Source organism: Herbiconiux gentiana (assembly GCF_024978135.1).
In the GTDB taxonomy this organism is placed as follows: domain Bacteria; phylum Actinomycetota; class Actinomycetes; order Actinomycetales; family Microbacteriaceae; genus Herbiconiux; species Herbiconiux gentiana.
Genome location: NZ_JANTEZ010000003.1, coordinates 525,261 through 548,116, shown reverse-complemented (window position 1 = coordinate 548,116; position 22,856 = coordinate 525,261). Strand labels below are relative to the sequence as shown.

21 protein-coding genes are annotated in these 22,856 nt (G+C 69.8%); 13 read left to right on the top strand and 8 right to left on the bottom strand.

What is annotated here, in order from left to right:
• The first annotated feature begins 95 nt into the window (after positions 1–95).
• Positions 96–644, top strand: a complete 549-nt coding sequence (locus NVV95_RS09690) for a DUF4190 domain-containing protein (protein ID WP_259486332.1) — start codon at positions 96–98, stop codon at positions 642–644.
• A 49-nt stretch (positions 645–693) separates the two neighbouring features.
• Here NVV95_RS09690 and NVV95_RS09685 read toward each other — a convergent pair whose 3' ends face one another.
• The gene (locus NVV95_RS09685) at positions 694–1,881 is read right to left on the bottom strand and encodes a THUMP-like domain-containing protein (protein ID WP_259486330.1); all 1,188 of its coding nucleotides are present in this window, start codon (positions 1,879–1,881) and stop codon (positions 694–696) included.
• Between the two features lie 139 nt (positions 1,882–2,020).
• On the opposite strand from NVV95_RS09685, the gene groES reads away from it, so the two are divergent.
• The 3 genes from groES to NVV95_RS09670 all read left to right on the top strand — a co-directional run bounded on the left by groES (position 2,021) and on the right by NVV95_RS09670 (position 4,836).
• Positions 2,021–2,317 (top strand): co-chaperone GroES, encoded by a 297-nt coding sequence (groES, locus tag NVV95_RS09680; protein WP_173183376.1) that lies wholly within the window; start codon positions 2,021–2,023, stop codon positions 2,315–2,317.
• A gap of 99 nt (positions 2,318–2,416) precedes the next feature.
• Positions 2,417–3,322, top strand: a complete 906-nt coding sequence (rarD, locus tag NVV95_RS09675; RefSeq protein ID WP_259486329.1) for an EamA family transporter RarD — start codon at positions 2,417–2,419, stop codon at positions 3,320–3,322.
• Between the two features lie 155 nt (positions 3,323–3,477).
• Complete coding sequence (locus NVV95_RS09670) at positions 3,478–4,836, top strand: ABC transporter substrate-binding protein (RefSeq protein ID WP_259486328.1); 1,359 nt, start codon at positions 3,478–3,480, stop codon at positions 4,834–4,836.
• 69 nt (positions 4,837–4,905) lie between these two features.
• Here NVV95_RS09670 and NVV95_RS09665 read toward each other — a convergent pair whose 3' ends face one another.
• The 5 genes from NVV95_RS09665 to NVV95_RS09645 all read right to left on the bottom strand — a co-directional run bounded on the left by NVV95_RS09665 (position 4,906) and on the right by NVV95_RS09645 (position 9,528).
• Positions 4,906–5,376 carry a hypothetical protein gene (locus NVV95_RS09665; protein ID WP_259486326.1) on the bottom strand — a complete coding sequence of 157 codons (471 nt, stop codon included), beginning with the start codon at positions 5,374–5,376 and terminating at the stop codon, positions 4,906–4,908.
• A gap of 67 nt (positions 5,377–5,443) precedes the next feature.
• Positions 5,444–6,268: an ABC transporter ATP-binding protein gene (locus NVV95_RS09660; protein WP_259486325.1), complete on the bottom strand. Its 825-nt coding sequence runs from the start codon at positions 6,266–6,268 to the stop codon at positions 5,444–5,446.
• Positions 6,265–7,224, bottom strand: a complete 960-nt coding sequence (locus NVV95_RS09655; protein WP_259486476.1) for an ABC transporter ATP-binding protein — start codon at positions 7,222–7,224, stop codon at positions 6,265–6,267. Before NVV95_RS09655 ends, NVV95_RS09660 begins: the two co-directional genes overlap by 4 nt.
• A gap of 31 nt (positions 7,225–7,255) precedes the next feature.
• Positions 7,256–8,233 (bottom strand): branched-chain amino acid ABC transporter permease, encoded by a 978-nt coding sequence (locus tag NVV95_RS09650; protein WP_259486324.1) that lies wholly within the window; start codon positions 8,231–8,233, stop codon positions 7,256–7,258.
• A gap of 14 nt (positions 8,234–8,247) precedes the next feature.
• Positions 8,248–9,528: a branched-chain amino acid ABC transporter permease gene (locus tag NVV95_RS09645; RefSeq protein ID WP_259486323.1), complete on the bottom strand. Its 1,281-nt coding sequence runs from the start codon at positions 9,526–9,528 to the stop codon at positions 8,248–8,250.
• Positions 9,529–9,786: 258 nt separating this feature from the next.
• On the opposite strand from NVV95_RS09645, the gene guaB reads away from it, so the two are divergent.
• The 8 genes from guaB to guaA all read left to right on the top strand — a co-directional run bounded on the left by guaB (position 9,787) and on the right by guaA (position 19,545).
• Positions 9,787–11,289 (top strand): IMP dehydrogenase, encoded by a 1,503-nt coding sequence (guaB, locus tag NVV95_RS09640; protein WP_259486322.1) that lies wholly within the window; start codon positions 9,787–9,789, stop codon positions 11,287–11,289.
• A gap of 47 nt (positions 11,290–11,336) precedes the next feature.
• Positions 11,337–12,455: a GuaB3 family IMP dehydrogenase-related protein gene (locus NVV95_RS09635; protein ID WP_259486321.1), complete on the top strand. Its 1,119-nt coding sequence runs from the start codon at positions 11,337–11,339 to the stop codon at positions 12,453–12,455.
• Positions 12,456–12,501: 46 nt separating this feature from the next.
• Positions 12,502–14,232 (top strand): glycerol-3-phosphate dehydrogenase/oxidase, encoded by a 1,731-nt coding sequence (locus NVV95_RS09630; RefSeq protein ID WP_259486320.1) that lies wholly within the window; start codon positions 12,502–12,504, stop codon positions 14,230–14,232.
• A gap of 181 nt (positions 14,233–14,413) precedes the next feature.
• Positions 14,414–14,944 (top strand): cation:proton antiporter regulatory subunit, encoded by a 531-nt coding sequence (locus NVV95_RS09625; protein ID WP_173183386.1) that lies wholly within the window; start codon positions 14,414–14,416, stop codon positions 14,942–14,944.
• 8 nt (positions 14,945–14,952) lie between these two features.
• Positions 14,953–16,644 (top strand): cation:proton antiporter, encoded by a 1,692-nt coding sequence (locus tag NVV95_RS09620; RefSeq protein WP_259486319.1) that lies wholly within the window; start codon positions 14,953–14,955, stop codon positions 16,642–16,644.
• Entirely contained in the window at positions 16,641–17,492 is an 852-nt protein-coding gene (locus NVV95_RS09615; RefSeq protein WP_259486318.1) for an SURF1 family cytochrome oxidase biogenesis protein, read from the top strand. Before NVV95_RS09620 ends, NVV95_RS09615 begins: the two co-directional genes overlap by 4 nt.
• Before the next feature lie 9 nt (positions 17,493–17,501).
• Entirely contained in the window at positions 17,502–17,951 is a 450-nt protein-coding gene (locus NVV95_RS09610; protein ID WP_259486317.1) for a DUF3817 domain-containing protein, read from the top strand.
• Between the two features lie 28 nt (positions 17,952–17,979).
• The gene (guaA, locus tag NVV95_RS09605) at positions 17,980–19,545 is read left to right on the top strand and encodes a glutamine-hydrolyzing GMP synthase (protein WP_445727692.1); all 1,566 of its coding nucleotides are present in this window, start codon (positions 17,980–17,982) and stop codon (positions 19,543–19,545) included.
• A gap of 138 nt (positions 19,546–19,683) precedes the next feature.
• On the opposite strand, the gene NVV95_RS09600 is transcribed toward guaA, so the two are convergent.
• Positions 19,684–20,667, bottom strand: coding sequence for a DUF418 domain-containing protein (locus NVV95_RS09600; protein WP_259486315.1), 984 nt, complete (start codon positions 20,665–20,667; stop codon positions 19,684–19,686).
• 176 nt (positions 20,668–20,843) lie between these two features.
• A complete protein-coding gene (locus NVV95_RS09595; protein WP_259486314.1) occupies positions 20,844–21,653 on the bottom strand; it encodes a Bax inhibitor-1/YccA family protein in 810 nt (269 codons plus the stop codon).
• Between the two features lie 161 nt (positions 21,654–21,814).
• On the opposite strand from NVV95_RS09595, the gene NVV95_RS09590 reads away from it, so the two are divergent.
• Entirely contained in the window at positions 21,815–22,852 is a 1,038-nt protein-coding gene (locus NVV95_RS09590) for a glycerophosphodiester phosphodiesterase family protein (RefSeq protein ID WP_259486313.1), read from the top strand.
• Positions 22,853–22,856 lie beyond the last annotated feature (4 nt).

Here is a 22,856-nt window from a genome sequence, read left to right as displayed (position 1 = left end):
GTCGTCGGGCGCAGGCGGCTCCCGGTCGCCTGCGCCTACGATGTTGACGAACCAGGCAGCGCCGCCGGCCTGCCGCCACAGGAAAGGGTCACTCCGTGAGCGACACCACCCCTCCGGCCGCCGGAGAACCGCCCGTCCCGCCCGTCGCCCCGCAGCCGCCCGTCGGCGGCTACCAGTCGGCACCCCCGCCGCAGCCGCCGCAGCCGCCGCAGGCGCAGCAGCCGCAGGCGCAGCAGCCGCAGCCGCCCGCGCCGCAGCCGCCGGTGCAGCCGTACGGCCAGAACCCGCCGCCGGCCTACGGTCAGGCCCCGCAGCCGGGCTACGGCCAGACGCCGCCCCCCGGCTACCCGCCGCAGCAGCAGCAGCCGTACTACGGCTACCAGGCGCCGGTCACGCCCCCCATGAACACGCTGGCGATCATCACGATCATCCTCGCGTTCGTGTTCTCGATCGCCGGCATCGTCACCGGTCACATCGCGCTGAAGCAGATCGACCGCACCGGTGAGCAGGGCCGCGGGCTCGCGAAGGCGGGCCTCATCCTGTCATACGTGTTCACTGGCCTCGGCGTGCTGCTCGTGATCTTCTACATCGTCTTCGTCGTGCTGGCGATCGCGATCGCGGGCACCTCGGGCACGTACTACTAGGCCGCCCGCGCCCGCGGCCGGTGCGGCCGCCTCAGTCGGTGCGGCCGCCTCAGCCCACCCGGTCGACGAGCAGCGCCTCGTGCGCCCCGTCGACCCGGGTGAGGATGAGCGTGGCCGACTCCGGCCCCTTCAACGCCAGCCGCGTGCGCAGCGCCGCCGGGTCGACGTCGATGCCGCGCTTCTTGATCTCGAGTGTGCCGATTCGACGTTCCCTCAGGGCCCGCTTCAGCGCGGCCTCACTGGCCGGCAGCCGTTCCCGCACCCGGAAGGCCGAGGCGAACGGCGTCTCGACGACCTCGTCGGCCGTGAGATAGGCGATGCCGGCCGAGAGCATCCCGGCCCCCAGGCGCTCGGCCAGCGCGCCGATCAGCCGGGCACGGATGATCGAGCCGTCGGGCTCGTAGACGAACTCCCCGATCGGCCGCACCTCGGCGTCGTCGCTGTCGCCGGCCGCCGTGAGCTCGGCGGCACCGCCGTCGCGCACCACGAGCGCCGAGCGACGCACGCCGGAGCGGGCGAGCGCGCCGAACCACAGCCCCATCTCGACCAGCTGCCCGTCGACCGAGACCCACTGCGCCTCGGCGGAGCCCGGGATCTGGGCGCGATCGAAGCCCGGGCCGAGCTTGACGCCCACGGGCATCCGCTCGCCCAGCCCGAACGCGAAGCCGACCGAGGGGGAGTAGTCGTCGGGCCTCGTCAACCGGGAGGTCTCGCCGGTGCCGGCGGTGCGCCGGGCGGGGTCGAGGTAGACCGCGTCGACCCCGTCGAGCGCAACGCTCTCGGCGTCGGCGTGCACCACCTCGACGTCGGGGAAAGCGGCGAGGTTGTAGGCGGCCAGGGCGGCGGTGACCTCGTCGCGCTCGACCGCGAGCACGGGGATGCCGAGCGCGGCGATGGCCAGCGCATCCGCCCCCAGCCCGCAGCCGAGGTCGGCCACCCGCCGCACACCGGCATCGCGGAACCGACCGGCGTGCAGGGCGGCGACCTGCAGTCGGGTGGCCTGCTCGAGGCCGGCCTGGGTGTAGAGCAGGCGGTCGGCGAAGCCGCCGAACTTCGCCCGCGCCTTCTGCCGCAGCCGCGACTGGGTGAGGGCGACCGCGACGAGCTCGGGGGAGTGGCCCGCCTTGCGGAGGGCGGCGACCTGCCGCACCGCGTCGGCGGCCGAGTACTCGGGGAGCGAGTCGACGAGCCGGAGCCCCTCCGTGGTCAGCAGCAGCGACAGCTCGGCGGAGTCCATCCGGCCACGCTACCAAGCGCGGCGCGATTGTTGGCACTCGCGTTGCGGGAGTGCCAATGAAGCCCCTAAACTCGATTTAGCACTCTCGGAGTGAGGGTGCTAACCAGACGTTTTGTAACTGAGAAAGAAGAGGTCAACCGTGTCGGTCTCCATCAAGCCGCTCGAGGATCGCATCGTCATCAAGCAGGTCGAAGCTGAGCAGACCACTGCTTCCGGTCTCGTCATCCCTGACACCGCCAAGGAGAAGCCCCAGGAGGGCGAAGTCGTCGCCGTGGGCCCCGGCCGCATCGACGACAACGGCAACCGCATCCCGCTCGACGTCGCCGTCGGCGACAAGGTCATCTACTCCAAGTACGGCGGAACCGAGGTGAAGTACGGCGGAGAGGACCTGCTCGTGCTCTCGGCTCGCGACGTGCTCGCGGTCGTCGTCCGCTGACGCATCCTTCTTCACGCAGAACCCCCGGGTGGCCTGGCCGCCCGGGGGTTCTGTCGTTCCCGGCGCAGGGGCCTGTCCGCGCAGAGGTAGGCTGACGCGGTGCCCGACCGCTCCGCCCCCGCCCAGGCCTTCCGGGCCGGGCTCCTCTACGCCGTCGGCGCCTACGTGCTCTGGGGCGTGTTCCCGCTCTACTTCCTGCTCATGCAGCCGGCGGGGGCGTTCGAGATCGTCGCCTGGCGCATCCTCTTCTCGCTGGTGTTCTGCGCGGTGCTGCTCACCGCCACCCGCGGCTGGCGGCCCTTCCTCGCCATCGCGCGGCAGCCGCGCCTGCTCCTGCTGATGGGGCTCGCGGGCCTGCTGATCTACGTCAACTGGCAGACCTACATCCTCGGCACCCTCTCGGGGCAGGTGGTCGAGACCTCGCTCGGCTACTTCATCAACCCCATCGTCACCGTGCTGCTCAGCGTGCTCGTGCTGCACGAGAAGCTCAGGATGCTCCAGTGGACCGCCATCGGCATCGCCCTCGTCGCCGTGCTGGTGCTCGCCGTCGGGCACGGCTCGGTGCCGTGGCTCGCCCTCGTGCTGGCGGGCTCCTTCGGCACCTACGGGCTGGTGAAGAAGCACGTCGGCCCCCGCGTCGACGCGGTCAGCGGGCTCTCGCTGGAGACCGCCTGGCTGGCCCCGCTCGCCACCGTGCAGCTGATCATCGTCGCCGTGCTGCCGGGTGGAATCGTGTTCGGCACCGTCAGCCCGCTGCACACGGGGCTGATGCTGCTGTCGGGCGTGGCGACCGCGGTGCCCCTGTTGATGTTCGCCTCGGCCACGCGGCGGCTGCCGCTGGCCTACGTCGGCTTCATCCAGTTCGTCGCCCCCCTGCTGCAGTTCGCCATCGGGGTCTTCGTACTGCACGAGCCCATGCCGCCCGAGCGCTGGGCCGGATTCGCCGTCGTCTGGGTCGCGGTGCTGGTGCTGGTCGTCGACATGGCCCGGGCCGCGCGGCGCTGAGAGCGCTCCCGAGGTCACTGCGAGATAACGATTGTCCCGTGTTACATGGCTGTAACACGAGCGTATTGTTCCGGTGCCGATCAGCACATAGCGTGATGGCACGGCCGATTCTTCGAGTCTGCCGAGAAACTGCACACATTCACATAAGGAGCACCATGAGCGTATTTGCGAAGGCCTCGGCCTCGCGCTCGAAGCCCCTCTCGATCGTTGCCGGCGTAGCCGCGTTCAGCGCCACGGCCCTGCTGCTGGCCTCGTGCGCGTCGACGCCCGCGAGCGACGGCGGAGAGACCACCGCGGCGGCAGCACTCTGCGGCCCCGACGCGGCCACCGCAGCGGCCGACATCACGGCGACCGCGCCGGAGGCGGCCCAGACCCGCGAGACCAAGCTGAAGATCGGCTCCATCCTGCCGACGACCGGCTCGCTCGCGTTCCTCGGCCCGCCCGAGATCGCGGGTGTCGACCTCGCCATCGACGAGATCAACGCGTCCGCGTCGGGCGTCCTGGGCGGCAACGCCGAGGTCATCCACCGCGACTCGGGTGACACCACCACCGACATCGCCACCCAGTCGGCGACCGACCTGCTCAGCCAGGGCGTCTCCGGCATCGTCGGTGCGGCCTCGTCGGGTGTGTCGTTCACCTTCATCGACCAGGTGACCGGTGCGAAGGTCGTCCAGATCTCGCCGGCGAACACCTCGCCCGACTTCTCGACCTACGCCGACGGCGGGTACTACTTCCGCACGGCTCCGTCCGACGTGCTGCAGGGCCGCGTGCTCGGCAACCTGATCGTCAACGACGGCGCCACCAACGTCGGCATAATCTACCTGAACGACGCCTACGGCTCGGGCCTGGAGGAGAACGTCTCCAAGGCCGTCGAGGCCGCCGGCGGCACCGTCGTCGCCTCCGAGGCGTTCAACGAGGGTGACAGCCAGTTCAGCGCCCAGATCGACGCCGTCGTGGCCGAAGACCCCGACGCCATCGCGCTGATCGCCTTCGACCAGACCAAGGTCATCATCCCCGAGCTCGTGGGCACCAAGGGCTTCGACGGCAGCAAGGTCTACTTCGTCGACGGCAACCTGGCCGACTACTCGGCCGACTTCGACGCCGGCACCCTGAACTGCGCCAAGGGCACGCTCCCCGGAGTGCTCGCCGACGACGCGTTCAAGGCGAAGCTGCTCGGTGTGAACCCCGATCTGACCGACTTCAGCTACGGCGCCGAGTCGTACGACGCGGTCAACCTGATGGCTCTCGCGGCCGTCGCCGGTGGCGACGCCTCGGGCCCGACCATCCAGGCGAACATGAAGGCGGTCTCGGAGGGCGGCACGAAGTGCACCAGCTTCTCCGAGTGCGCCGACCTGCTCGCGGCCGGCACCGACATCGACTACGACGGCGTCTCCGGGCCCATCACCTTCGATGACAACGGCGACCCGACCGAGGCCTACATCGGCATCTACCAGTACGGCAGCGAGAACACCTACGCGCCGCTGAACGTGGAGTTCGGTTCGCTGGCCGGCTAGTCCGACCCGCACCACACCTGAAGGCCCGGTTCCCCTCGCGGGGGCCGGGCCTTTCGGCGTTCGGGGGCGCTAGCGGTCGAGTTGCCGCGCCACCGTCTGCACGAGCTCCCAGGTGGAGGGGTCGGCGAAGTCGAACGGGTCGAGCGTGTGGGCTATGACGGTGTCGCCGCAGGCCTCGACGTGTGTGGTCGGCAGGGCCGCGGGCGGCGGCAGACGATGCCAGGTGCGCGGGATGCCCGGCAGCGGCAGGGGCCCCAGGATGAGGTACCCCGTCGTCACCTCGCAGCAGCGCCGGCCCGGCTGGGTGCGCAGCACGAAGTTGCCCAGCTCGAACCGTCGGCCGCCCCAGGAGCCCCGGAAGCGCCGCAGCGTGCGCGGCTCGTGCCCCAGCTGGAACAGGGCGCCCTGCGCCGGCGCCCCGGGCGCCCGGCGCTCGTAGACGAGGCCGTTGACGGCCGCGAAGGACCGCAGGCGCGCTTCTCGGCGACCACGGGTCACCAGGGGCGCGATGACGAGCGGGGAATGCAGAAGGGTGGGCACCGACCGAGACTACGTCCGGGTCGATGCCCACCCTCGTGAGCAGTTACTGCCTAATGGCTCGGGGCTGCTAGTGCCCCTGGTCGGCGGCGAGCGTACCGAGGTAGAGCTCGATGACCTTCGGGTCCTTCATGAGCTCGCGCCCGGTGCCGGTGTACGCGTCCTTGCCCTGGTCGAGCACGTAGGCGCGGTCGCAGATCTGCAGGCAGCGGCGGGCGTTCTGCTCCACCATGATCACCGAGACGCCGGCGCGGTTGATCTGGTGCACACGCATGAACGTCTCGTCCTGACGCACGGGGGAGAGGCCGGCGGAGGGCTCGTCGAGCAGCAGCACCGACGGCTCCATCATGAGTGCACGCCCCATGGCGACCATCTGGCGCTCACCGCCCGACAGCGACCCGGCCCGCTGCTTGCGGCGCTTGCCGAGCTCGGGGAACAGCGTCGTGACGAAGTCGAACCGCTCGGCGAAGATGGTGGGCTTCTGGAACAGGCCCATCTCGAGGTTCTCCTCGATCGTCAGCGACGGGAACACGTTGTTGTTCTGCGGCACCATGCCGACGCCCTTGGAGACGAGCTTGTTGGCCTTGAGGCCGGTGATGTCCTCGCCCTTCAGCACCACGCGGCCGCCGCGGATCTTGATCTGGCCGAAGATGGCCTTCAGCACGGTCGACTTGCCGGCGCCGTTCGGGCCGATGATGCCGATGAGCTCCCCGGGGTACGCCTCGATCGTGCATCCGTTCAAGATGTTGACGCCGGGCAGGTAGCCGCCGACGAGGTCTTCGGTGCGCAGCACCGCGTCGCCGCGATCGGTCGGGGCCAGCGTGTGGCCACGCGAGGGGTCGGAGGAGAGGGCGTCGACCTGGTCGTTGACGTCGTTCGGGTTCAGATCGCTCATCGCTTGGTCTCCTCGACTCCTGCGGCGGGCGGGGTGTCGCCGTAGCCGGTCGCCTCCGCCTCGGGATGCGCCTCGTGCGCCTTGCGCTCGGCCTCGAGCACCGGGTTCGGTCCGTCCTCCATCAATTCGCCGAGGTCGGTGTCGTGGTGGGCGCCCAGGTAGGCGTCGATCACGGCCGGGTCCTTCATGACGGTCTCGGGCGGGCCCTCGGCCACGACGCGGCCCTCGGCCATCACGACCACCCAGTCGGAGATGTGCATGACCATGTGCATGTCGTGCTCGACGAACAGCACCGAGGTGCCGTCCTCCTTGAGGTTCTTGATGTGGCCGAGCAGCGACTGCGTCAGCGCCGGGTTCACGCCGGCCATCGGCTCGTCGAGCATGATCAGCTGCGGCTTCGACATGAGCGCACGCGCCATCTCGAGCAGCTTGCGCTGACCACCCGACAGAGAGGCGGCGTAGTCCTCGCGCTTGGCGTCGAGCTTGAAGCGGGCGAGCAGGTCGTCGGCGCGGGCCGTGTTCTCCTCCTCCTGCTTCTTCCAGAGCGGGCGGAAGAGCGAGGCGAACAGCTTCTCGCCCTTCTGGTCGGTGGCGCCGAGCAGCATGTTCTGCAGCACGCTCAGCCGGCCGAGCGACTTCGTCAGCTGGAAGGTGCGCACCATGCCCGAGCGCGCGACCTTGAAGGCGGGCACGCCCGCCAGCGACTTGCCGTCGAACTCCCACGTGCCCGTGTTCGGCTTGTCGAAGCCGGTCAGCAGGTTGAACATGGTGGTCTTGCCGGCGCCGTTCGGGCCGATCAGCGCGGTGATCTTGCCGCGCGGGATCTCGAGGTGATCGACGTCGACCGCCTTGAGGCCGCCGAACTGCCGCGTCACGCTGTCGGCGATGACGATGGGGTCGACCTTCGCGCATCCGGGCCCGACCTCGCCCTTGACGAGCGGGTGGGCCGTGGGGATGCCGGAGGCCGGCGCGGTGGAGGCGGGGAGATTAGACACTGAAGGACAGCTCCTTCTTGTTTCCGAAGATACCTTGCGGTCTGAAGATGACGAGCAGCATCAGGGCGACACCCACGAGGATGAAGCGCACCTGGCCCGCCTGGGTGGTCGAGAGGAAGCCGAGGGCCCCCGACTCGATGGCGCCGTACAGGATGCCCTGCGTCAGCGACAGCACGACCCAGAAGATCATCGAGCCGATGATCGGGCCGAAGATGGTGGCCGCGCCGCCGAGGAGCATGATCGTCCAGATGAAGAACGTCAGGCCCGTGGTGTAGTTCGCCGGCTGCACCGCGCGGGGCAGGATGAAGATGATGCCGGCGACCGAGCCGAGCACACCACCCAGCACGAGCGACTGCATCTTGTAGGAGTAGACGTTCTTGCCGAGGCTGCGCACGGCGTCCTCGTCTTCGCGGATGCCCTTGACCACGCGGCCCCAGGGGCTGCGCATGAGCAGGAAGACGAGCACGCTGGCGAGGATCACGATGACCCAGCCCACGATGCGCACCCACCAGTCGTAGGACGAGTAGGTGAACGGTCCGAAGCCGTAGGTGCCGTCGGGGATCGGGTTGATCGCCGCGAAGGTGCCCTTGAAGCCCGAGAGGCCGTTCGCCGCACCGGTGAAGTCGGTCAGGCCCGTGGTGGTGACCACGTACCTGACGACCTCGGCGGCCGCGATCGTTACGATGGCCAGATAGTCGGCCCTCAGTCGCAGCGTCGGTATGCCCAGGATGAACGCGAAGATCACCGAGCAGAGGATGGCGCAGAGCACCGCCACCACGAGGGGAGCCCCCGCGAGGGTCGGGATCGCGAAGCCGTAGGCCCCGATCAGGAGGAACGCCGCCTGACCGAAGTTCAGGAGGCCCGTGTAGCCGAAGTGGATGCCCAGGCCGATGGCCGCCAGCGCGTAGGCGGCGGTCGTCGGGCTGATCAGCTCGCCGACGGCGTTGCCGAAGATGTTTCCCCAGTCCATGAGTCTCTCCTTCCTTAACCGATTCGTTCTTTGCGCCCGAGGATGCCCTGCGGTCGCACGAGCAGCACGACGATGAGCACCACCAGGGCGGCGGCGTACTTGAGGTCCGGCGGGATGAAGAGCGTCGACAGCTCGACGAACAGCCCGACCACGATGGAGCCGACGAGGGCGCCGTAGGCGGAGCCGAGACCACCCAGGGTGACTGCGGCGAACATCAGCAGCAGCACCTGGAAGCCCATGTCCCAGGAGACCTGGCGGTACAGGGCCAGCATCACGCCGGCCAGGGCCGCGAGGGCTCCGGCGATCACCCAGACGATGCGGATGATGCGGTCGACGTCGATTCCGGAGGCGGCGGCGAGCGACGGGTTGTCTGAGACGGCCCGGGTCGCCTTCCCGATGCGGGTGCGGGTGAGGAACAGGCCCACCAGGAGCAGCACGACGACCGAGATGACCATGCTGAGCAGGGAGCCGGTGGTGATGCGCACGGGGCCGAGGACCACCGCATCCGACAGCCCGACGTTCATGGTCTTCGTGTCGCCGCCGATGTTCATCAGGTAGAAGTAGCGCAGGGCGATGGCGAGACCGATCGAGACGATCATCGCCTGTACGAGCTTGACGCCCTTGCGCCGGAGCGGCCGCCAGAGCAGCCAGTCGTTGAGGTAGCCGAAGACACCGCCGAGCACCAGGGCGATCACCATGGCGACGAAGATGTTCAGGCCGAGCAGCACCGCGAAGATCCAGGCGACGATGGCGCCGAAGGTGACCATCTCGCCGTGCGCGAAGTTGTTCAGGCCGGTGGTGCCGAAGATCAGCGTGATGCCGATGGCCGCCAGGGCGATCAGCAGACCGAAGTTGAGGCCGGCCGCGAGCCGCTGCAGGAACTGCTCGAAGAAGCCGGTGGTCTGCCGGGTGTCGGCGCCGAGCGGGAACGACCGGGTCAGCGTGTTCGTGAGCCACTCGTCTGCGCCGACCGTCGACGACGCCTTGTCGGCGTCGCGCAGTTCGACCCCGTCGGGCAGCGTCTCGGGGTCGAGCGTGACCGTGTACTCGCCCTTCTCGGGCACGACGACCGCCCAGCGGCCGGCGTCGTCGGTGGTGGCGGTCTCGCTGAAGCCGCCGCCCTCGACGGTGATCTCAGCCCCCGGGACGAGAGTGTCGCCGTCACGGAGCACACCGGTGATGGTGAGCGTGTTCGTGAAGTCGCTCGTGGGGGTCGGGGTCGGGGCGGGGGTCTCGGTCGCCGAGGCCGACAGGGCCCCCGAGCCCAGCACGATGCCGAGACAGAGGGAGACCACCGCCAACAGCATCGTGACGAGACGTACCCCGTGTCCGGTACGGATTCCTGCGATCAAGACAGCACCTCCTGAAGGAGAACCCCATGTGCAGTGGTGGGTTCTCCGCGCCTATGGTCGTAGCGACTCTGCTAGACCATACAGACGATTTGTGTCCACGGTGTTTCAGGTGGACATTCCGTCGTGCCCGTTATTTCTACACGGAATATCGGTGCGTGCCTAACGGTTACGATTGACCTACACTGCGCGCGAGGGAGAACGATGGACCAGCCGGATCCGTTCGGATTTGTCGGATTGACGTACGACGACGTGATGCTGCTGCCGGGTCATACCGACGTCATCCCGAGCGAGGCCGACACCTCGTCGCGGCTGACCAAGCGCATCGAGGTCGCCACCCCGCTGCTGTCGGCGGCGATGGACACGGTGACGGAGTCGCGCATGGCGGTCGCCATGGCGCGTCAGGGCGGTCTGGGCATCCTGCACCGCAACCTGTCGATCGTCGACCAGGCCGAGCAGGTCGACCGCGTGAAGCGCAGCGAGTCGGGCATGGTCACCGACCCGGTCACGACGACTCCGGATGCGACGGTCGCCGAGGTCGACGCGCTCTGCGGCATGTACCGCGTGAGCGGGCTCCCCGTGGTCGACGGTCAGGGTGTGCTCGTCGGCATCGTGACGAACCGCGACATGCGCTTCGTCTCGCCGTTCGAGAAGCAGACCACGTTCGTGCGCGACGTCATGACGAAGATGCCGCTGATCACCGCTCGGGTCGGGGTCGACCCCGATGACGCCGTGGCCATCTTCGCGCAGCACAAGATCGAGAAGCTGCCGATTGTCGACGACGCCGGGCGGCTCTCGGGTCTCATCACCGTCAAGGACTTCGACAAGAGCGAGAAGTACCCGAACGCCACCAAGGACTCGGCCGGCCGACTGCGCGTCGGTGCCGCCATCGGCTTCTTCGGTGACGCCTGGCAGCGCGCCACCAACCTGCTCGACGCCGGTGTCGACGTGATCGTGGTCGACACGGCCAACGGCGACAGCGCGGGAGTGCTGGAGATCATCCGTCGCCTGAAGAGCGACCGGGCGTTCGCCGACGTCGACGTCATCGGCGGCAACGTGGCCACCCGCTCGGGCGCGCAGGCGCTCGTCGACGCGGGGGCCGACGCGATCAAGGTGGGCGTCGGGCCGGGCTCGATCTGCACCACCCGTGTCGTCGCCGGTGTGGGCGTGCCCCAGGTGACGGCCGTCTACGAGGCGTCGCTCGCCGCTCGCGAGTCGGGTGTGCCCGTGATCGCCGACGGCGGTCTGCAGTACTCGGGCGACATCGCCAAGGCCCTGGTGGCCGGTGCCGACACGGTGATGCTCGGCTCGCTGCTCGCGGGCTGCGACGAGAGCCCGGGCGACCTGGTGTTCGTCAACGGCAAGCAGTTCAAGAACTACCGGGGCATGGGCTCGCTCGGCGCGCTGCAGACCCGCGGCGAGAAGACCTCGTACTCGAAGGACCGGTACTTCCAGTCCGACGTCCCCTCCGACGACAAGCTGATCGCCGAGGGCATCGAGGGTCAGGTGCCCTACCGCGGCCCGCTCGCGAACGTGGCCTACCAGCTAGCCGGCGGCCTGCGCCAGTCGATGTTCTACGTCGGCGCGCGCACCATCCCCGAGCTGAAGCAGAAGGGCAAGTTCGTGCGCATCACGGCGGCGGGCCTGAAGGAGTCGCACCCGCACGACGTGCAGATGGTGGTCGAGGCCCCCAACTACCGTCGCTGACCCGCGGTCTCGAAGCCTTTCGGTCCCTGTCGATAGGATGGGGTGTGATGGAAATTGAGATTGGGCGCGCCAAGCGCGGGCGCCGCGTGTACTCGTTCGACGACATCGCGGTCGTGCCGTCGCGGCGCACGCGCGATCCCGAGGACGTGTCGACGACGTGGTCGATCGACGCGTACCACTTCGACATCCCGGTGCTCGCCGCCCCGATGGACTCCGTGGTCTCCCCGCAGACCGCCATCATGATCGGCCAGCTCGGCGGCGTGGGCGTGCTCGACCTCGAGGGTCTGTGGACGCGGTACGAAAACCCCGAGCCCCTGCTCGAGGAGATCCGCACCCTCCCCGAGGGCGGCGCGACCGAGCGCATGCAGCAGATCTACTCGGAGCCCATCAAGCCCGAGCTCGTCACAGCACGACTGGCGGAGATCCGGGCATCCGGAGTCACCGTCGCCGGCGCCCTGTCGCCCCAGCGCACCCAGGAGCTCTACGAGACCGTGGTCGCCGCCGGCGTCGACCTCTTCGTCATTCGCGGCACCACCGTCTCGGCCGAGCACGTCTCGAAGAACTCCGAGCCGCTCAACCTGAAGAAGTTCATCTACGAGCTCGACGTGCCCGTGATCGTGGGTGGCGCCGCCACCTACACCGCGGCCCTGCACCTCATGCGCACCGGCGCGGCCGGAGTGCTCGTCGGCTTCGGCGGAGGAGCGGCCTCGACCACCCGGGCGACGCTCGGCATCCACGCCCCGATGGCCACGGCCGTCGCCGACGTGGCCGGCGCGCGCCGCGACTACATGGACGAGTCGGGCGGCCGTTACGTGCACGTCATCGCCGACGGCGGTCTCGGCACGAGCGGCGACATCGTCAAGGCCATCTCGGTCGGCGCCGACGCGGTCATGCTCGGCAGTGCGCTCGCCCGAGCATCCGACGCCCCCGGAGCCGGCTGGCACTGGGGGGCCGAGGCGCACCACGCGCAGCTGCCCCGCGGTCAGCGCGTGCACGTGGGCCAGGTCGCCCCGCTCGAGCAGATCCTCTACGGCCCGTCGCCCGTCTCCGACGGCACGGCGAACCTGATGGGCGCCCTGCGGCGCTCGATGGCCACCACCGGGTACAGCGATCTCAAGGAATTCCAGCGGGTCGAAGTGGTTGTCGCCCCGTACCGGGTTGACTAGCGTGAAGAGGGACGCTACGAGCGACTAGCTCACTGAGGAGAGTCCCATGGCCACGACGACGTCGGTATCGCACTCCACCAAGATCGGGCCCGACGACCGTCGGGACGCGATCGCCTCGCTGAAGGACAAAGAGCTCGACATCCTCGTGGTCGGCGGCGGCATCGTCGGCACCGGCGCCGCGCTCGACGCCGTCACGCGGGGGCTCCGCACCGGGCTCGTCGAGGCGCGTGACTGGGCCTCCGGAACGTCGAGCCGCTCCTCGAAACTCGTGCACGGCGGCATCCGCTATCTCGAGCAGCTCGACTTCCGCCTCGTGCGCGAGGCGCTGATCGAGCGGGGCCTGCTGCTGCAGCGCATCGCGCCGCACCTCGTGAAGCCCGTCCGCTTCCTCTACCCCCTGAACAAGCGGGTGATCGAGCGTGCCTACATCGGCGCCGGCATGCTGCTCTACGACATCTTCAGCTACTCCGGCGGCCGCCCGCCCGGGGTGCCGCACCACCGGCACCTCTCGCGCAAGCAGGTGCAGGAGCTCATGCCGAGCCTGGCGAAGGATGCTCTGATCGGCGGTATCACGTACTACGACGCCCAGGTCGACGACGCCCGCTACGTCTCGAGCCTCGCCCGCACCGCCGCGTCGTACGGCGCCCACATCGCAAGCCGGGTGCAGGTCGAGGGGTTCATCAAGGTCGGGGAGCGGGTCGTCGGCGTGCACGCGCACGACCTCGAGACGGGTGAGAAGTTCGACATCCGTGCCAAGCAGGTGGTCAACGCCACCGGGGTCTGGACCGACGAGACCCAGGCGATGGTGGGGGAGCGCGGGCAGTTCAAGGTGCGGGCCTCGAAGGGCATCCACCTCGTCGTGCCCCGTGACCGGTTCCAGGGAAAGTCGGGCCTGCTGCTGCGCACCGAGAAGAGCGTGCTGTTCGTCATCCCATGGGGCCGGCACTGGCTGATCGGCACGACCGACACCGACTGGAACCTCGACAAGGCGCACCCGGCCGCGACCGCCGCCGACATCGACTACCTGCTCGAGCACGTCAACAAGGTGCTCGCCGTGCCGCTCACCCGGGAGGACGTCGAGGGTGTCTACGCCGGTCTCCGGCCGCTGCTCGCCGGCGAGAGCGACCAGACCTCGAAGCTCTCGCGCGAGCACCTCGTGGCGCACTCGGTGCCCGGGCTCGTGGTGATCGCGGGCGGCAAGTGGACCACCTACCGCGTAATGGCGAAGGACGCCATCGATGCCGCCGTCTCGGCGCTCGACGGCAAGATCTCGCCGTCGGTGACGCAGGACATCGCGCTACTCGGCGCCGAGGGGTACAAGGCGGCCTGGAACAAGCGGGAGAAGATCGCACGGCGGTTCGGCGTGCATCCGGTTCGCATCGAGCACCTGCTGAACCGCTACGGCACGCTCACCGACGAACTGCTCGCCCTGATCGCCGACGACCCCTCGCTCGCCGAGCCGCTGCCCGGCGCCGACGACTACATCGCCGCCGAGGTGGTCTACGCAGCCTCGCACGAGAGCGCGCTGCACCTCGACGACGTGCTCGCCCGGCGCACCCGCATCTCGATCGAAGCCTGGGACCGCGGGGTCTCGGCCGCTCCCGTCGCCGCCCGCCTGATGGCCGGGGTGCTCGGGTGGGACGACGCGCAGGTCGAGAAGGAGGTCGCGGTGTACCTCGAGCGCGTGGAGGCGGAGCGCGCGAGCCAGCTGCAGCCCGACGACGAGTCGGCCGAGCGGGTGCGGCTCGCGGCGCCCGACATCGTGCAGACCGACTGAGGTTCGGTGGCGGGGGCGGGGCGGGCCGGTGGCGGTGCCCGGGCCGGTGTCGGTGCATCTTCTCATGCACCGCTCCGCCCTGTGCGAACACCGTCCCCAGGCGACGGGCTCCGGATGCCCCTCCACTAAACTGGGATCACCGACGGGCGCTCGTCCGCGGTGAGCCCAGGAGGAGACGGCCATGGTCGACGTGAAGCGCGTGAAGCTTCCCGGAGTCGGAGTGCTGCACACCTTCGTGACGAGCGACGGCGGCAAGGTCGGCGTCATCGCCCACCGCTCGGGCCACAGCGACCTGATCAGCTTCAGCGACGACGAAGACGGCGACGCCACGAAGGTCTCGCTCCGCCTGTCCGACGACGAGGCGCACACCCTCGCCGAACTGCTCGGCGGCACCCAGATCACCGAGTCGCTGACGGCGCTCGACCAGATCCCCGGGCTCAGCATCGACTGGTTCACCGTCGACTACGAAGACCACATCGCCGGTCAGCCGCTCGGCAGCCCGGCCGACCGCGGCATCGCCGGCCTCACGGTCGTCGCCGTCGTGCGCGGAGACTCCGCGAACCCCGCCCCCGCCCCCGACTTCAAGGTCTTCCCCGGCGACACCCTCGTGGTCGCCGGCTCCCCGGAGAAGGTCGCCAAGGCATTCGCCTTCTTCCGCACCGGTGAGCTCAAGGCGAAAGCAGGAGTCGTCGACGGTCCGCCCGGAAGCTGAGCGGGCGCGTGCATCTCGGTCCCGACCTCCTCGTCCTCGGCGTCCTCTTCGTCCTCGCCTACGTGCTCGGCCGGCTCGGCAAGCAGATCGGCCTGCCCGCCATCCCGATCTACATGGTCGTGGGGCTCCTCGCGAGCCCGTACTTCGGCTGGTTCCCGATCGACTTCGTGCACGGGGAGTACATCGAGCTGATCGCGGTCTTCGGGCTCATCCTGCTGCTGTTCAATCTCGGTCTCGAGTTCGATCTCGACGAGTTCGTGGGCAACGCGGGCAAGCTCATCGTCTCGGGCGGCTCGTACATCGCGATCAACATGGTCGTGGGCTTCGCCTTCGGCTTCCTCGTGGGGTGGGGCACGCGTGAAGCCCTCGTCATCGCGGGCATCACGGCGACCTCCTCGAGCGCCATCGTCACGAAGCTCCTGATCGAGCTGAACCGGCTGGCGAACCGTGAGACGCCGATGATCCTCGGCGTCACCGTGGTCGAGGACGTCTTCATCGCGATCTACCTCGCCATCGTCTCGGTCGTGCTCTCGGGCGAGACCGAGATCTGGCCGGTGGTGGGAAAGCTCGGCATCTCCTTCCTCTTCCTCGTCGTCATGTTCACGGCGGCGCGCTGGGGCGGGCGGTTCGTCTCGCGCATCTTCCGCACGAAAGACGACGAGCTGTTCACGATCCTGTTCTTCGGGCTGGCGATCATGTTCGGCGGCCTGGGTGAGATCCTCGGGGTGACGGATGCGATCGGGGCGTTCCTGATCGGGCTCGTGCTGGGCGCGACCCGGTACCGCAACCGCATCGAGCACATCGCCATCCCGCTGCGCGACGTGTTCGGGGCCTTCTTCTTCCTGAACTTCGGCCTGGGGCTCGACCCCTCGAAGTTCCCCGACGTGATCGGGCCGGTGCTGGCCGCGGTCGGGATGACCGTGGTGCTCAACATCGTGGCGGGTCAGTTCGTGGCGTGGCTGAACGGGCTCGGGCCGCAGGCAGGCATCAACACGACTGCCATCCTGCAGAACCGGGGGGAGTTCGCACTCATTCTCGCGACGCTGGCGCTGGCGGCCGGGCTCGACGAGCGGATCCAGCCGTTCGCCGGTCTGTACGTGCTGATCATGGCGATCATGGGGCCGATCCTCGCGGTGAACTCCGAGCGCATCGGGGCGGTCGTGCTGGGGACGAAGCGGAAGAAGGCGCGGGCCGTCGCGGCTGCGGCTGGGGCGGTTGCGGGCGATGCGGCCGGTTCGGGCGGGCCTTCGGTTGCCGGCGGGTCCGCGGTTGCGCGCGGGTCCCGTGCCGGTGGATCGACCGGCGGCCTCGAACGGGACGAGGCCATCGCCCTGATGGAGGCCGCGACGGCCGGCGCCGCGGGCGGCGGAGGCCGAGCATCCGGCACCCCCGCCGGGGCGGCGGGCGACGTGCAGTTCAATGACGACCGGGCGGCCGCCAACGCGGGCGACGGGGATCGCGTCGACGCCGGCGGGCGCGACAGCGAGCGGAGCGACAGCGGACGGATCGACGGGGGCCGGTTCGGGGAGCGGCCCGACAGCGGCGGGTTCGACAGCGACTACGACGATTACGACACCTCGTTGCGACCCGGCCGCGGTGACGGCGACGGTGCCGGCGACCCTGCGATCGAGCGGCTGATCGAGCAGGCGATGCTGCAGTCCGACGACGAGAGCCCCCGAGCGAGAGACGGCGACCAGTGAGCACCACGGGAACCCCGGTGAACACCCGAACCCCCGCCCGCCCCACGCTCGGTGGCGTCATGCGGCGCCCGCGGTGGATCGCGACGCTGCTGCTCGCCCTCGCGGTGGCGGCCGGGTTCGCGGCGCTCGGGCAGTGGCAGCTCGACCGCGCGGTCACGACCGGCACCTCGGTCAACAGCGCCAGCGAGACGGTGCTGCCGCTCGAACAGGTCGCCGCTCCGCAGCAGCCGGTGGTCGAGACGCAGGCCGCCCAGCGCGCCGAGGTGACGGGGGTGTTCGTGCCGTCGGGCTTCGACTACATCGCCGACCGGGTCAACGACGGCGACACGGGGTACTGGGTGATCGGTCAGGTGCAGGTCGCCGACGAGGCCGATACCTACCTCGCGGTCGCCCTCGGCTGGACCGCCTCGGAGGACGAGGCGCGCGCCACCGCGTCCGCCCTCGCCGAGTCGGAGTCGACGACGCCCGAGCAGATCCTGGGCAGGTACTTCCCGACCGAGGGCCCGGTCGCACCGAAGCCGTCGGCCCCGACCTCGCTCGACGGCGGTCCGCTGTCCTCCACGATGTCGGTGGCCGAGCTGATCAACCGCTGGTCGCAGTTCGACGACGACGCGGAGGTCTACGGCGGCTATCTCGTGCTCGACAGCGCCCCGCAGCCGCTCACCGCCATCGACTCCCCGGAGCCCGACCGCTCGGTGCAGCTGAACTGGCTCAACATCTTCTACGCCGCCGAGTGGGTGGTGTTCGCGGGCTTCGCCGTCTACCTCTGGTACCGGCTGGTGCGAGACGCCTGGGAGCGGGAGCTCGAGGAGCTCGACGAGTCGCTCGCCCCAGACGGGCGCGGGTAGGCTGGATCCATGGCACTCGCACCCAAACCGAACGACTTCCCGCGCATCCGCGGGGCGGTGAAGTTCTACCAGGTCGCCTCCATCATCACCGGTGTGCTGCTGCTCCTGCTCTGCGTCGAGATGCTGCTGAAGTACACCCCGCTGGGTCTCGAGGTCGAGCTCGGCGGGCGCAACGGCCTGCTCGCCCTGGTGCCCGACGGCACGGTCACGGCGGTCAACCTGAGCACGGGCATCCTGATCGTGCACGGCTGGTTCTACGTGGTCTACCTCTTCTCCGACTTCCGCCTCTGGAGCCTGATGCGCTGGCCCTTCCTGCGCTTCATCCTGATCGCGCTCGGTGGCGTCATCCCCTTCCTCTCCTTCTTCCTCGAGGGGCGCATCGCCCGCGAGGTGAGGGCCTACCTCGCCTCCCGCGAAGCGGAGCTGGCGAAAACCGACACCGTGGAGGCATCCCATTAGCGGAGCAGAGACCCCCGACCACGACGAGCTGACCCGCCCGGTGCTCGTCGTCGACTTCGGCGCCCAGTACGCCCAGCTCATCGCGCGCCGCGTGCGCGAGGCGAGCGTGTACTCCGAGATCGTGCCGCACACCATCACGGCCGAAGAGGTCGCGGCCAAGAACCCCTCGGGCATCGTGCTGAGCGGCGGCCCGTCGAGCGTCTACGAAGACGGCGCCCCGGCGTTCGACTCGGCGATCTTCGACCTCGGGGTGCCGACCATGGGCATCTGCTACGGCTTCCAGGTGATGGCGAAGGCCCTCGGCGGCGAGGTCGCCAAGACCGGCGCCCGCGAGTACGGCTCCACCGACATGGCGGTCGACGACCAGGGCGGCGGCGAGCTGCTCGCCGAGCAGCCCGACGCCCAGACGGTGTGGATGAGCCACGGCGACTCCGTGGTGAAGGCGCCCGAGGGCTTCGAGGTGCTCGCCCGCACCTCGTCCACCCCCGTGGCGGCGTTCGCCAACAAGGAGCGCGGCCTCTACGGCGTGCAGTGGCACCCCGAGGTCAAGCACACCCCCTACGGGCAGGACGTCATCGTCAACTTCCTGCACCGGGCCGCCGGCATCCCCGCCGACTGGAACCCGGGCAACGTCATCGCCGACCAGGTCGCCGCCATCCAGGCCCAGGTGGGCTCGGGGCGCGTCATCTGCGGTCTCTCGGGCGGGGTCGACTCGGCCGTCGCCGCGGCGCTCGTGCACAAGGCCGTCGGCGATCAGCTCGTCTGCGTGTTCGTCGACCACGGTCTGCTGCGTCAGGATGAGCGGCGACAGGTCGAGGAGGACTACGTCAAGTCCACCGGCGTGCGGCTGGTCACGGTGGATGCGCGGGAGCAGTTCATCTCGGCGCTCGCCGGCGTGAGCGACCCCGAGCAGAAGCGCAAGATCATCGGGCGCGAGTTCATCCGCACCTTCGAGCAGGCGCAGGCCGACCTCATCGCCGAGGCTGCGGCCGACGGAGACCCGATCCGCTTCCTCGTGCAGGGCACGCTCTACCCCGACGTGGTGGAGTCGGGTGGCGGCAGCGGCACCGCGAACATCAAGAGCCACCACAACGTCGGCGGTCTGCCGGAGGACCTGCAGTTCGAGCTCGTCGAGCCGCTGCGGGCCCTGTTCAAGGACGAGGTGCGCGCCATCGGCCGCCAGCTCGGCCTGCCCGACGAGATCGTCTCGCGGCAGCCGTTCCCCGGCCCCGGCCTCGGCATCCGCATCGTCGGCGAGGTCACGGCCGAGCGCCTCGACCTGCTGCGCGAGGCCGACGCCATCGTGCGCGCCGAGCTCACCGCCGCCGGGCTCGACGCCGAGATCTGGCAGTGCCCCGTGGTGCTGCTGGCCGACGTGCGGTCGGTGGGCGTGCAGGGCGACGGGCGCACCTACGGGCATCCGATCGTGCTGCGGCCCGTGTCGAGCGAAGACGCGATGACCGCCGACTGGACGCGCCTGCCCTACGACGTGCTGGCGCGCATCTCGAACCGCATCACCAACGAGGTGAGCGGCGTGAACCGCGTGGTGCTCGACGTGACGTCGAAGCCGCCGGGAACGATCGAGTGGGAGTGATCCCGCGTCGGTGAGCTCTGAGGAGCCCCGCCGATCCACCCGCGTCAGTCGACCGGAGCCGGATCGACGGGGCTCCTCCGGCGTTCGGGCGTCATGCCCGCCGGAGGGTGGCCCACGGCCGAGTGGCGGTCGCCCGCGTCACACCTTCCGCTGCCCGGGCCACGGCCGATGGGTGGTCAGCCGGCTGAACAGCCACTCCAGCGGCCCCTGCGCGAAGACGACTCGCCACACGCACGCGAGCACCAGCGACGGGACGGCGAACGCGAAGAACAGCGGAACCGACTGCCAGCCGAGCCACTCCTCGTGCGGCACCACCTCGACCGCGACCGCGATGCCGAGGATCTGCGCCGTGTAGATGGTGAGCGGCATCGAGCCGACCGCCGACAGCGGCCAGAGCGCGCCTGTCGAGATGCGCCGCACGGGCGCGGCGGCCGAGGACGTGAGCCAGACGAGCGCGCCGACCACCGCGACGGCGAGACCTCCGGAGGCGATCACCTCGGCCGTGCTGTCGTCGTGGGCCAGCACCGGCGACCCCAGCGCACCGGCCACCGCGTAGCCCAGCACCGCGGCCAGCCCGCCGGCGGCGACGAGCACGTACTGGGTGACCCGCCGACGCAGGTCGCTGCGCGCGATCAGGATGCCGACGGCCAGGTAGGCGAGCCAGACGGGCGCCGGATACGCACCGGTCAGCCAGCGCACCGGGAAGTAGGCCCAGGGGTCGTCGAGTGCGGTCGCGAGCCCACCGACCGTTCCCTCGAGCCCCCGGCTGATCGTCTCGACCAGCCACGGCCCGGCGAGTGCGGCCGCGGCGGCGACGGCGGCGACGATCCAGCGCGGGGCGTAGAGCAGCGGCAGCGCCACGAGGAAGAGGAACCCGTAGGTGTCGAGGATGATCGCGATGGGTGTCTGCAGGAAGGTCAGCAGCACGCCCAGCACGATGAGCAGGATGCCGCGGAGCAGCACGATGCGGGCGACGCGGCCCCGGGCATCCGGAGCCGGCCGCCGGAAGCCGCCCGACATGAGGCCCAGGGAGACGCCCGCGATGGTGGCGAAGAGGATGGAGGAGCGGCCGTCCCAGACGAACTCGCCGTCGCCCTCGGGCACGGTGTGGGCGGCGAGCATGCCGAGCAGCGCGAGACCGCGGGCGGCGTCGAGGCCGGTGAGTCGCCCAGCAGCGGTGCGCGCCGAACGGGCCGCGCGGGTGAGGGCGGCCCTCCGGGAACGACGAACGGGGCCGTCCTCTCGGACGACCCCGTTCGTTTCGCTGATGGCGGGCTCCGGTTAGCTGCGGAAGACGACTAGTTGCGGAAGATGGCGATCATGCGGAGCAGCTCGAGGTACAGCCAGACGATGGTGGTCATCAGGCCGAACGCGCCGGTCCACCCGTACTTGCGGGGGGCGCCCGACTGCACGCCGCGCTGGATCATGTCGAAGTCGAGCACCAGTGAGTAGGCCGCCATGATGACCACGACGACACCGATGACGATGCCGATCCAGCCGCTGCGCAGACCGAACGGGTCGGTGACCACGCCGGTGAGCATGAGCACGAGGTTCAGCAGCGAGAACACGCCGTAGCCGACCATCGCGATGAGGAACACCTTGGTGGCGCGCTTGGAGGCGCGGATCTTGCCGCTCGCGAAGAGGGCCAGGGTGACACCGAACACGGCGACCGTGGCGAGCACGGCCTGGATGACGATGCCCGACCACTGGTACTCGAAGAAGCTCGAGATGGCACCGATCGCGAGACCCTCGAAGGCCGCGTAGGCCAGGATCAGCGGGACGGACGGCTCGCGCTTGAACGCGTTGACGAGACCCAGCACGAAGCCGACGAGCACGCCGACGATCATCAGGCCGAGGCCGAGCACCGTCGGGACGGGCCAGTTGGCGAGGAAGCCGACGACGCCGGTGACGAGGAACACGGCGAACAGGCCGGCCGTCTTCATGATGACGTCGTCGTAGCTCATGCGGTCGGTCTCGGCGGGGCCCGCGGCCGGGCGCTCGTAGAGCTCCTGGAGACCGTCTGCGGTCATCGTGGGGGTCTGGGCCACCGCCTTGCCGTTGAACACCGGATTCCGGGTGAAGGCGGGGTTGCTGGAGGACGCTGCCATGTCAGTCTCATTCTGTGCTGTGAGGGTGATCGTGGTTGCTACAAACGTAGTCCACCGATTACAGGAAATGCCTGGGCATCGGCTCGATCCGTGCCGTGAGCGGCGGTGTTCGCCGAGGGCGCAGGGGCGGGCGGGCGACACCGGGGCGTAGCGTGTGGGGCGTGATCAGAGAAGCGGATGCCCGGCCCCTCGTCATCGGCCACCGAGGCGCCAGCGGCTACCGGCCCGAGCACACCGCGTCGGCCTACGAGCTGGCGTTCGCGCTGGGCGCCGACGCGGTGGAGCCGGACGTCGTGCTGACGCGCGACGGGGTGGCGGTCGTGCGGCACGAGAACGAGATCTCGGGCACGACCGATGTCGCCGAGCATCCGGAGTTCGCCGAGCGCTGCAGCACGAAGCGCATCGACGGCCACGAGCTGACCGGCTGGTTCACCGAGGACTTCACCTGGGCCGAGCTGCAGACCCTGCGGGCGCGGGAGCGACTGCCCGAGGTGCGGCCGGCGAGCCGGAGCTTCGACGGGCGGTTCGGCATCCTGCGGCTGGCCGACGTGCTGCGGATCGTCGACGAGGCGTCGTCGGCGTCGGGGTCGCTGCGGCGGGCCGTGGTGGAGCTGAAGCACGTGGCGTACTACGACTCGATCGGGATGCCTTATGCCGAGATCGTGGCGGGGGAGCTGGCGTCGGCGGGGTGGGCCTCGCGCCCGGGGCAGCTCGTGGTGGAGTCGTTCGAGAAGACGGCCCTCTCGGGCCTGCGGGCGCGCGGGGTCGAGGGGAGCTGGATCTACCTGCTCGAGGACACGGGATCACCGGCCGATCTCGTGGCGGCGCAGGGGTCGTCGGCGCCGGACTACGCGTCGTTCCTGACGCCGTCGGGGCTCGCGTCGCTGGCGGGGGAGGTCGACGGGATCAGCCTGGACAAGGCGACGATCATGCCGCGGGACGTGCAGGGGTCGGCTCACCGGGTGAGCGACGTGGTTTCTCGGGCGCGCGCCGCCGGGCTGTCGGTGTTCGCCTGGACGCTGCGCGCCGAGAACCGGTTCCTGCCGCGGAACTACCGGCTGGGGCGGGACAAGTCGGCGTTCGGGGCGTGGGAGGAGGAGTTCGCGGCGATCCTGTCGTCGGGGGTGGACGGGGTGTTCGCGGATCAACCGGATCTGGCGGTTCGGGCGTTGGAGCTCGTGGAGTCGCGGCGGGGGTGAGCGT